We start from the raw sequence: 11295 nt of genomic DNA on the forward strand, positions 1-11295 counted from the left end.
GTCATTCGGCGGCAAGTCTGTGGTCGGGGTGGCGGGATGTGCCCGCCTCGGCGGCCTGGATCGCGGCCTTCATCCGTGCCGCAAGAACGCGCACGTTCGGTTCCAGCACCATCGAATCGTGGTCGCCCGGCACCTCGACCACGGTCAGACGGGGCGCATAGGGCGTCCAGAGGTTGTCGTGGAAGACATATTCCCGGGCCTCCGACACCCAGTTGCCTCCCGTGACCTTGAAGCGGCGGTCCAGGGGCGGGCGGTAGAGGACGACATTGCCGTCCTCCCAGGCCTTCAGATCATAGACGCCGATCGCATGGCGGAAGGCGGCCTCGATGGCGGCGTTGTTGTAGGAAGGCACGGTCGGGTCGGGTTCGTTCGCGGCCCTTGCCCGGCGCGAGCGTTCCCATTCCCAGCGGCGGCGCGCCCACTGCGCAAGGAACTTCGGGCCACCGGCGCGAAGTTCGGCCAGCTTTATCAGCACCTTGTCGGGCTTTGTCAGGACCGGACGCACCGGCAGCGGCGTGTCGAGAAGGACCATGAGGGCCACCTCCTCGCCCTCGGCGCGCAGCTGGCGGCCGATCTCCCAGGCGGTCAGCCCGCCGCCGGAGAAGCCGCCGAGGAGGTAGGGGCCCTTCGGCTGCACCTGCCGGATTTCGGCAAGACAGGAGGCAGCGGCTTCCTCGATGGTCATGTGCGGCTTGTCGTCTCCGAACAGGCCCTTGGCCTGAAGCCCGTAGAACGGGCGATCGGTGCCCAGAAGGCTGGCAAGGTGGCGCAGGTTGAGGACGTTGCCGAACATGCCGGCGACGAGGAAGAACGGCGTCTTCGGCCCGCCCTCGCCCCGGTGCATGGCGACGAGATGGGTGAACTTCGGCCCGGCCGGATCGGCGAGTTGCGTCGGCGCGGGGGCGTTGTCGTCCTGCGGGCCGATGCGGTCGATGATGAGCGCGGCGCAGCGGGCGATGGTCGGGGCCTCGAACAGGACCGAGATCGGGAAATCCACCTTCCACTGCCGCCGGATCATCGCGAACAGGCGCACGGCGATCAGGGAATGGCCGCCGAGGGCGAAGAAGTCGTCCTCGACCCCCACTTCGGACACGCCCAGAAGCTCGGCCCAGAAGCCTGCGAGGGTGCGTTCGACCGAGTTGCGGGGTGCCACATAGGCGCTTTCCAGCTCGGGGCGGGCGAAACCGGGGCCTTCGCTTTCCGCAGCGACGGGGGCGTTGGCCTGTTTGACGAGGGCTTCGAGGTCGAGAGACGAGACCAGAACCTGCGCCCCCTCGGCGGCAAGTGCGCGCAGGAAGGCCTCGGCGCCCTCGGCGGGGCGGATGCCGCCGGCAAGCGCCTCGGCAAGGCGCTGTTCGGCGGGGGACTGGCCGCGGCCTTCTTCGTCGCGGATCACCTCGCGCGGGTTCGGGGCGGCGGGTTTGGCAAGGGCTTCCTCGAAGGCGACCTTGCGGAAGGTGATGCCTTCGACCTCGACCAGCACGCGGCCCGTGGGGTCGGTCAGGGAGACGTCGAAGCTGGCGGTGTCGTCGGAGGGCGTGCCTGACAGGCGGACCCAGCTGCGGATTTCGGCGGGAAGCGCCCCGTGGACGCGGACAGAGGTCGTGGTGACGGGGGCCCAGACGAAGCCCTCCTCCACCTTCGGCAGCAGCGCGATGCCCCAGCCGGTGCCGATGTCGTAAAGGGCCGGGTGCAGCGCGGCGGTGGCGGTGTCCACCACGGCCTGCGGGGGGAGGGAGAGGGTCGCAAGGCCCTCGCGGTTGCCGAGGGCGGTGGCCTTCAGGACCTGCCAGCGCGGGCCGAAGGCGATTCGGTCCTCCTGCGCGGAAGGCAGGTTCTCGCCCCCTGCCGCCGTGGTCTTGTCAGGGCAGCGGGCGGCGATGGCGGCAAGGTCGATGATGCCTGCGGGGGCCTCCAGTGGGGTGACGCCCATCTCGGCGGTAAGTGCCCAGCCTTGCGGCTCCAGCGCGCGGGCCTGGAGGCGCTGCTTGCCGTCGCGGCTGCGGGTCAGGCTGACGCGGAAATCGCGGGGCAGGTCGGCCTCAAGCCTCAGGGGGCGGAAGACAGTGAGGTCGGTCAGCTGGAAGCCGGGTCTGGCGCCCGCAGCCGCAAGGGCTTCTCCTGCGATTTCGGGGTAGGCGGAACCGGGCAGGACGGCGGTGCCGTCAAGAAGCCGGTGGTCGTCCATGACCCAGTGGTTCTTTGTCAGGGTCGCGTGAAAACGGGTTTCATCCTCGGTCTTCTGCATCTGTTCCAGGACCAGTTGCCCGGGCAGCGGGGTGCCCGCGTCCTTGCCCTGGCGGCGGGCGTCGGCGTCGGCGGCCATGCCGATGCCGGACCAGATGCCCCAGTTGATCGCGGTGACGCGGGTGCGGCCACCGGAGCGATGCCGTGCGAAGGCGTTCAGGTATTCGTTCGCCGCAACATAGTCGGCCTGTCCGGCGGGGGTCAGGACGGTGGAGGTCGAGGAGAACAGCACGATCCGGTCCACCGCGCCATCGGGGAGCAGCGTGTCGAGAAGCTTCGTCCCGTGCACCTTCGGCGACAGGACGGCGTCGGCAGAGCCGGGGTCCTTGCCGAGAAGCGGCGCGTCATCGACGGTGCCTGCGGCGTGGACGACGCCGTAGATCGGGCCGAACTCGGCACGCACCCGGTCGAAGGCGGCGCGCATTTCCTCGGGGTTGCAGACATCGGCGGCGACGGCCATCACGCGGCCAAGCCGTTCGAGGCGGCTCAGGACCCCGGCGCGGACGGACCCCGGTTCGGGGAGGTTGCGGCCGATCAGGGCGACCTTTGCATGGCGGTCGCGCATCAGGCGCTCGGCCACGGTGACGCCGATCCCGCCGAAACCGCCGGTGATGACCCAGACGGAGCCTTCGGGAACCTCGGCCGGTTCGGGAAGTTTCGCAGGGACGAGGCGGGTTTCAAGCCTGCGGCTGCCACGAAGGGCGGCAACGGTGTTGGCCGGGGTGGCGAGCATTTCCTCCAGCACCGCCGAGACCGTTTCCGCCGTGATCTTCTTGTCGAGCGTCACGTCGAGGAGGCTGGCCGTGATCCCCGGCAGTTCGCGCGGCATCACGCGGACGGGGCCCGCGACGGTGGCTTTCTCGGGGTAGGGCAGGGCTTCCGTGCGGACCTGCGCCGCGCCGGAGGTGACGACGGTCAGGTGGGGCAGGGGCTTCAGGCCGATCTCGGCGATGGCCTGGCCGAGGAAGAAGAGGCTCCAGAAGCCTTGCTCAAGGTTCCGCTGGAAGAAGGAGGAGCCGGGGCGGAAGGCTTCCTTCTCGGTCACCAGCCAGAAGTGGGCGATCCGGGCCGGGGACAGGTCGCGCTGGGCGAGGTCGGCGAGAAGCGCGTCATAGCCCTCGCGCCCATGTTCGGGGGCAAGGGTGTAGGTGTCGTCCGAGGTGCGGGCGAAGGCGTCGCCGGCGTGGACGGTGATGACGCGGTGGCCCCCGGCGCGCAGGCGCTGGACGGCGGCGCGGGCGAGGCCCGCCTCATCGGCGAAGACGAGCCAGGTGAGGGCAGGCCCGAGTTCGGTTTCCACATCGACCGGGCAGTCGGCGGGCATCACGCGCCAGCCGATGCGGTAGCCGAAGTCGGTCACGCTGTCGTGGCGTTTCGCGGTCAGGTCAGCCTCGGTCGTGACCGCGGGTTGGCCGCGTTCGACGAAATATCGGCTGCGCTGGAAGGGGTAGGTCGGTAGCGGCACGCGGCGGCGTTTCGCCTCGCCCCAGAGCTGGGTGAGGTCGGGTTCAGCCCCGCAGGCCCAGAGGCGGCCGAGGGTGGCGATGAAGTGGCGGTCGTCGCTGACCGTGTCGTCGGGGTGACGGAGGCTCGCCGGGACCGGCTGGCCGCCCATCGCGCCGTTGGCCTGCGCCAGCGAGGCCATCGCGCGGCCGGGGCCGACCTCCAGATACACGCGGTCGGCTTTCTGGCGCAGCGTCGCCATGCCGTCGGCGAAGCGGACGGTGTTGCGCAGGTGGGCGACCCAGTAGTCGGGGCTGGTCGCCTCGGCATCCGTCAGGACCTGGCCGGAGCGGTTGGAGATGATCGGGATTTGCGGCGGCGACAGTTGCATGCCCGCAAGATGGGCGCGGAAGGCGGGCAGGATGCCTTCCAGCATCTTCGAATGCGCCGCGATGTCGATGGCGATGCGGGTCGTGTCGATGCCGTCGGCCTTCAGGCGCTCGGCCAGGTCCTTCAACCCCGCGTCGGGGCCGGAGACCACGGTCAGTTCCGGCGCATTGACCGAGGCGATGTCGAGATCGCCGAGGTAGGGCTTCAGCGCGGCCTCGGACAGGGGGACGGAAAGCATCCCGCCCGCAGGCACGGTGTCGAACAGCTGCCCGCGCAGGCGGACAAGGCCCACGGCGGCCTCCAGCGTCATCACGCCCGCCACGCATGCGGCGGCGTTTTCGCCCATGCTGTGGCCGATCAGGACGGCGGGCTTCACGCCCCAGCTTTCCCACAGCTTCGCCAGCGCGACCTCGACGATCAGGATCAGCGGGAGTTGTTTGGACGGCTGGCGCAGCGCTTCGGCAGCGGCCTGTTCCTGGCCTTTCGCGGGCAGCCAGAGCGCGCGGGTTTCGGCCTCGGCATCGCCCAGGGCGGCGAGGCCCCGGTCCATCCATTCGGCAAAGACGGGTTCGGTCTCGTAAAGGTCGCGCGCCATGTTGGGGTATTGTGCGCCGCCGCCGGGGAACATGAACACGACATCGGGGGCATCGCCCAGACGGCGCTGGGTGAAGACGCGGCGGGGATCGCCGGCCTCGAGCATCTGCGCCGCTTCCTCGTGGCTGCCCGCCACCAGCACACGGCGATGTTCAAAGGCACGGCGGCCTTCCTTCAGCGTCCAGGCCACATCGGCCAGCGGCTGTTCGGGATGCGCGCGGAGGTGGGCGGCCAGGCGGGATGAGGCCTCACCCAGGGCCGTCTGGCTGCGTGCGGACAGGGTGAAAAGCTGGAAGGGCCAGTCCGAGGGGTCCGAGGCGGGCAGCGCCGGCGGTTCCTGCACCACGACAAAGGCATTGGTGCCGCCCACGCCCAGCGAGTTCACGCCGGCCCGGCGCGGTCCCTTGCGGCGGGGCCAGTCGGTGAGGCGGTCGTTGACCCGGAAAGGGCTGTTCTCGAAGTCGATGACGGGGTTCGGCGATTCAAAGTTGAGGCTGGGCGGCATCTGGCCATGGTAGAGACCAAGCGTCGTCTTGATCAGGCTCGCGACCCCGGCGGCCGTGTCGAGGTGGCCGATGTTGGTCTTGACGCTGCCGATCCTGGCGAAGCCTTTCGCGTCGGTGGTGCGGCGGAAGGCCTCGGTCAGGGCGGCGACTTCGATGGGGTCGCCAAGATAGGTGCCGGTGCCGTGGCATTCGACATAGTCGATGGTGTCGGCGGGCGTCCCGGCCACGGCGAGGGCGGTTGCGACGCAGGCGGATTGACCCTCGACGGAAGGCGCCAGATAGCCCGCCTTCGCCGCCCCGTCGTTGTTCACGGCCGATCCCTTGATGACGCCCCAGATGTGGTCGCCATCGGCCAGCGCATCCTCCAGCCGGCGCAGAAGGACCGTGCCCGCGCCCGAGCCGAAAACGGTGCCCTGCGCGCGGTGGTCGAAGGCGTGGCAGACGCCATCGGGCGACAGGACCTCGCCCTCCTTGTAAAGGTAGCCGCGCCCCTGGGGCATGTCGATGGTGACCCCCCCGGCCAGCGCCATGTCGCATTCGCCGTTCAAGAGAGCCTGGATCGCGTAATGCGTGGCGACCAGCGAGGTGGAGCAGGCGGTCTGCAAGCCAAGGCTGGGGCCTTTGAGGTCAAAGACATGGCTGACGCGGGTGGACAGGAAGTCCTTGTCGTTGCCGGTATGCCGCAGCAGGAACATGCCGGTGCTTTCCACCAGCGCCGGGTTCGAGCAGAGGTTGAAGTAGAAATAGCTGCCCATCCCGCAGCCCGCGAAGACGCCGATGCGGCCCTTGAACCCTTCCGGCGTGTGGCCGGCGTTCTCCAGCGCCTCCCAGGCGACCTCCAGGAACTGGCGGTGCTGCGGGTCAAGGATCGCGGCCTCTTTCGGGGAAAAGCCGAAGAATTCGGCGTCGAACCGGTCGTAGCCTTCCAGAAGCGCTGCGGCGGGCACATAGTTCGGGTTGCGCAGCAGGGCCGGGTTCTCGCCCGAGGCCAGGATTTCCTCCTCGGTCAGGCGGCGCACGGCGCTGCGACCCTCGCGCAGGTTTTCCCAATAGGCGGCGATGTCGGCAGCACCGGGCAGATGCGCGGCCATGCCGATGATGGCAATATCCGTCTCTGCCGGAAGGTCCTGCATCGTATCCTTCATGCCATTACCCTCTCGACTTGCTTTCCAAGGCCGCGGCCACCGGGGCCGTGAATTGCCCTGCCACCGGCCTGCCGCACACCGTCCGGCGCCGCACGCCGGACCCGGGACCAATCCGCACCATCAAACCTACTCTCCACCTTCCCGAAAACCGGGGACTGACCGGGACCATCAACGATTCGCGCGCCGTGAAAATTTCCTTGAGCTTTCCTACATGAGTCCGTCTAGATACGCACGGACATTGGGTAACAAAATGACCATTTCAGGGGGATTCCGGACCCTACACCGATGATTTCCCTACTTTGTTGCCGCAATGGCATCAGTAGTCTGGAGGCCGTCGCAATGCCGTTGAAGTATGATTATGACAGGGGTGCAAGGACCCGGAGACCCCGGGAAATTGCTTAAGGGTGAGTGAATGACGCGCAGTAGGTCCCGGAAGTTGTTATCCCGCATCCTGTGGCTGGACCCGGATGCCGGAAATGCGCCGGAGTCTGCCCCGATCGCGGCCGATTCGGCCGTGGACCCGGTCCCGGACATTCCGACCTACCGGGATCGGAGCCTGCAACCGACGCCGCCGCGCGAGTTTCGCGAATCATCCCTTCCGGCCTCGACCAGGGTCCGCTCCCGGCTCTTGCCGAACGAGCCGCCCGTCGTGCGCACGCCTGACCTTTACACCGAGCATTTCGGCCTCAAGGTCCGGCCCTTCGCCCTGACCCCTGACCCCGAATTCCTGTACTGGCCGCCGTCGCACCAGCGCGCCTACACGATGCTGGAATATGGCGTGCGCGCACATTCCCCGATCACGCTGATCACCGGCGAGGTCGGTGCGGGCAAGACCACCCTGCTGCTGCACCTGGTGCGGTCGCTCGGATCCGAGCTTCGGGTCGGGCTGGTGTCAAACCCGCACGGATCGCGGGCCGAGCTGCTGCGCTGGGTGCTGCACGCGCTGGAACAGCCGGCCGAGATCGAGGAAAGCTATGTCGATCTCTTCTCGCGGTTCCAGAACTTCCTGCTGTCGGAATATGCGGCAGGCCGCAGCGTCGTGCTGATCTTCGACGAGGCGCAGAACCTGTCGGCCGAGGCGCTGGAAGAGTTGCGGATGTTCATCAACATCAATTCGGGCAAGGACGAGGTGCTGCAACTGGTGCTGATCGGTCAGCCCGAACTGCGCGATCTGGTGTCGCGGCCCGAGATGCGGCAGTTCGCGCAGCGGGTGGCGGCAAGCTATCACCTCGGCGCAATGGATCTGAAGACGCTGCGCGGGTACATCCCGCACCGGCTGCGGGTGGCGGGCTGCGAGCGGCGCATCTTCACCGCGCCCGCCATCACGATGATCTACGAGCAGACCAAGGGTGTGCCGCGGCTGGTGAACCAGCTGTGCGACCTGGCAATGGTCTATGCCTTTACCAGGGGTCGGCAACTGGTTACGCCCGCCATATTGCAGCAGGTGCTGGACGACGGCGTGTTCTTCCCGGCATCCGCCCCACGCCAGACAAGTGAGACGACCTGAATGTCGCTGGATTTGAGGTTCTATCTGGCGCTGATCCTGCGACGCCTGCCGATCATCGCCGCGATCATCTTCACGGCGACCACAGCGGGCATCCTCTACGCCGTGTCGCTGCCGCCGGTCTTCCGCGCCGAGGCGCGCCTGCTGATCGAGAATGCCCAGATCCCGGACGAGCTTGCCGCCTCGACCGTGCGGTCAACGGCGGACGAGATCCTGCTGGCGATCCAGCAGCGGATCATGACCCGCGAGAACCTTCTGGCCATCGCCGACCGGCACGACCTCTTTGCCGACGCTCCGACAATGACCTCCGAGCAGAAGCTGGACAGCATGGCCAGCCGGCTGGCGATCTACATGCAGAACAACCAGGGCAATACCGGGGTCGTGACGGTGTCTTTCGGGGCCTCCGAACCCGAAGTGTCGGCCAATGTCACCAACGAGATCGCCGAGCAGATCGTGCAGTGGAGCGCCGAACTGCGCACCGGGGCTTCGGCCAGCACGCTGGATTTCTTCACCCAGGAGGTCGAACGGCTGACCGAGGAGCTGAGCCAGCAGAACGCGAAGATCCTGGAGTTCGAGCAGGCCAACCGCGACGCGCTGCCCGAAAGCCTGGAATTCCGTCGCACGCGGCAGGCAACCCAGCAGGAGCGTCTCTTGCAGCTTGACCGCGAACTGGCCGCACTGCGCGACCGGCGCCAGCGGCTGGCCGAGCTTTACGACCGCACCGGACGGGTGGTGACCAGCGGCGATGCCCGCACGCCCGAGGAAGAGCGGCTGGATCGCGCCCGGCAGGAGCTGGCCTCGGCGCTGGTCGTGCTGTCGCCCACGAACCCGCGCGTCCGGGCCTTGCAGAACGAGGTCAACGCGCTGGAAGAGGCGGTGAAGGAACAGCGCGATGCCGCGGGCGGCGGGCGGCTGACGCCCTTCCAGGTGCAGATGCTGGACATCGACGGCCAGATACAGTTCCTGGCCGAACAGAAGAGCCTGGTCGAAAAGGACCTCGTCGCTCTGGAAGCGAGCATCGAGGCAACACCCAGGAATTCGATCAAGCTGGCCGAACTGCGCAGCAACTACGAGACGCTTCGTGTCCAGTACGAACAGGCTGTCGCCAGCCTGTCCGAGGCCCGCATGGGCAACCGGATCGAGGCGACGGATCGCGGCCAGCGCATCACCGTGGTCGAGCGGGCCATTCCCCCCGCCTTCCGGGCCGAGCCGAACCGCAAGCGGATCGCCGTGGCCTCCTTCGGGGCTGGCGTGATCCTCTCGGCCGCCCTTCTGTTCCTGCTGGAGATGACGAACCAGACGATCCGACGGCCGTCCGAACTGGCACGGGTGATCGGGGCGCCGGCCTTCGGGACCGTCGGCCTGCTGGACGGCGCGCGTTCGCACCGGCGGGCCTTTGCCGGCAACCTTGCGCTCCTGGCCGTCTTGCTGATCAACATTCCCATCCTGATGCTGGTCGTTCACATCTACATCACGCCGATCAATACCGTCTTCGGGACGGCGACCCAGGCACCAGATCTCAACGGAGCGGCTGAACAATCCGCCCCGGTCACGACCGAGTAGGACGACATGGAACGCATTCAATCCGCACTCGCCAAGGCCCGAGCCGCCCGGGAACGCAAGATGCAGGGGGCCAAGCCCGGCGCGCAGCACGTGATCGAACGCGGGCCCTGGCACGACCTGGGGGAGGTGTCGCTTGATTTCAAGCGGCTGGAACGGAACCGCATCGTCGCGATGCATCCCGGCCAGTCCGCCGCCAGTTTCGACCTGATGCGCACCAACATGAGCCGCACCCTGCGCTCGAACGGCTGGACCCGCGTGGCGATCACCTCGCCCACGCCGGGCTGCGGCAAATCGACGATCGCGTTGAACCTGGCGTTCAGCCTAGCGCGGATGGCCGATACCCGGGTCCTGCTGATCGAGCTCGACCTGCGGCACCCGTCGCTCCTGAAAATCATGGGTCTGGAACCGGGCCAGGATTTCGGCGGGATGCTGGCAAGCGGGACGCTGGACCTGCGCCAGATCCGTCGCTGCGGGCCGAATCTGGCCTTTGCGGCAAGCAGCCAGCCCATTGCCAGCCCGGCCGAGCTTCTGTCCGCACCCCGGACGGCGGACATGATCGACGAGATCGAGACCCGGCTCCGCCCCGATGTCATCCTGTTCGACATGTCGCCGATGCTGGTCAATGACGACGCGATCTCGTTCCTCGACCAGGTCGATTGTGCGCTGATGATCGCGGCGGCGGACGAGACCACCGTCACCGAAGTGGACCGCTGCGGCAAGGACCTGGCCAAGCGGACGCAGGTGCTGGGCGTCGTGCTGAACAAGTGCCGCTATCCCGAGAGGGAAGGCGCGATGGCCTATCCCGAATAGGCCGCCCTCGGGATCGGTCAGCCGGCCCGCCCCGGAAACGACAAAGGGCCCCGCGAAGGGGCCCTCTGGCAGGTCCGGATGGAGCGGGCGATGAGATTCGAACTCACGACCCTAACCTTGGCAAGGTTATGCTCTACCCCTGAGCTACGCCCGCGCCGTCTGGACGAGCGAGCATTTATAAAGAGGCGCGGGGGGCCGCAAGGGGAAAAAAGCATGCGGGCGAAAAAATCTCGCCTCCGCCCGGCGGCGCCGCGCGCTGGCCGAAGCCCACGATGCGGCAGCGGTGTCAAGGCCCTTTGCGGCTGCGGTAAAATCGGCGCGAGGCGGCGGTCATCCCGGCGCGAAACATCTTGGAATCACGTTTATTTTGAATCGGTTGCGCCCCGAAGTCCCGTGGGGCTTCCGACCCGGCAATGGATGCCGCGTCGCAGAATACCGGAGTAAGCAGAATGACCAAACTCGCTCTCGTTCTGGCCGTTTCGGCCCTGACCGCTACCGCTGCCCTTGCCGAAGACGCGGCCAAGGAAGTGGCCGACACCGACGGCAACGGCACCTTCTCGCTGGCCGAGGTGCAGGCTGTCTATGCGAACGTGACCGAAGAGGCCTTCAAGGCCGCCGACACCGACGCTTCGGGCGAACTGTCGGCCGACGAGCTGAAGGCCGCCATCGAGTCGGGCGCCTTCGCCGCCTGATCGCGCTTGCCTGCCGGCACGGGGGCCGTCCTTCGGGGCGGCCCTCTTCGTTTGCGGCTCTGCCGGGTCTGCGCAGGGGCCCCCGGCGCATTTCCGCCGATGCCCGGCCAGGGCAGGGAACCCTTCCCGATCCCCTGCGTCATCTCGCTGTGAAGGCCGCGCCTCCCGTGCGGCCATACAGACGGAGCGACCAGATGAACAACGACCAGATCGCCGGCAAATGGAAGCAGCTGAAAGGCGAGGCCAAGATCCTTTGGGGCAAGCTCACCGATGACGAGCTCGATGTCGCCGAGGGCAACCGGGACAAGCTCGCCGGGCTGATTCAGGAGCGTTACGGCAAGACCAAGGAACAGGCCGAGGAAGAAGTGAAGAAGTTCTTCGACAAGGTCTGACCGGAAGAC

Annotated in this window: 6 protein-coding genes and 1 tRNA gene; 5 read left to right on the forward strand and 2 right to left on the reverse strand. The window is 67.5% G+C overall.

The window, feature by feature from the left end:
• Position 1: 1 nt before the first annotated feature.
• Positions 2 to 6325, reverse strand: a complete 6324-nt coding sequence (locus tag G8O29_RS09980) for a type I polyketide synthase (protein ID WP_166403091.1) — start codon at positions 6323 to 6325, stop codon at positions 2 to 4.
• Positions 6326 to 6737: 412 nt separating this feature from the next.
• Between G8O29_RS09980 and G8O29_RS09985 the strand changes: the two genes are divergently transcribed.
• From G8O29_RS09985 to G8O29_RS09995, 3 genes are read left to right on the forward strand one after another with little or no spacing between them, the layout of a single operon-like run.
• Positions 6738 to 7832, forward strand: a complete 1095-nt coding sequence (locus G8O29_RS09985; protein WP_166403092.1) for an ExeA family protein — start codon at positions 6738 to 6740, stop codon at positions 7830 to 7832.
• On the forward strand, positions 7833 to 9392 hold the full coding sequence (locus G8O29_RS09990) for a GumC family protein (protein ID WP_166403093.1): 1560 nt from the start codon (positions 7833 to 7835) through the stop codon (positions 9390 to 9392).
• A 60-nt stretch (positions 9393 to 9452) separates the two neighbouring features.
• Positions 9453 to 10202 (forward strand): CpsD/CapB family tyrosine-protein kinase, encoded by a 750-nt coding sequence (locus G8O29_RS09995; RefSeq protein WP_207623755.1) that lies wholly within the window; start codon positions 9453 to 9455, stop codon positions 10200 to 10202.
• 79 nt (positions 10203 to 10281) lie between these two features.
• On the opposite strand, the gene G8O29_RS10000 is transcribed toward G8O29_RS09995, so the two are convergent.
• Positions 10282 to 10356, reverse strand: a tRNA-Gly gene (locus tag G8O29_RS10000).
• A 295-nt stretch (positions 10357 to 10651) separates the two neighbouring features.
• On the opposite strand from G8O29_RS10000, the gene G8O29_RS10005 reads away from it, so the two are divergent.
• Both G8O29_RS10005 and G8O29_RS10010 read left to right on the forward strand, forming a co-directional pair.
• Positions 10652 to 10894 carry an EF-hand domain-containing protein gene (locus G8O29_RS10005; protein ID WP_166403095.1) on the forward strand — a complete coding sequence of 81 codons (243 nt, stop codon included), beginning with the start codon at positions 10652 to 10654 and terminating at the stop codon, positions 10892 to 10894.
• Between the two features lie 194 nt (positions 10895 to 11088).
• Entirely contained in the window at positions 11089 to 11286 is a 198-nt protein-coding gene (locus G8O29_RS10010; protein ID WP_166403096.1) for a CsbD family protein, read from the forward strand.
• Positions 11287 to 11295: the final 9 nt, after the last annotated feature.

The sequence above is a fragment of the Rhodobacter calidifons genome (genome assembly GCF_011174775.1).
Lineage (GTDB): Bacteria > Pseudomonadota > Alphaproteobacteria > Rhodobacterales > Rhodobacteraceae > Tabrizicola > Tabrizicola calidifons.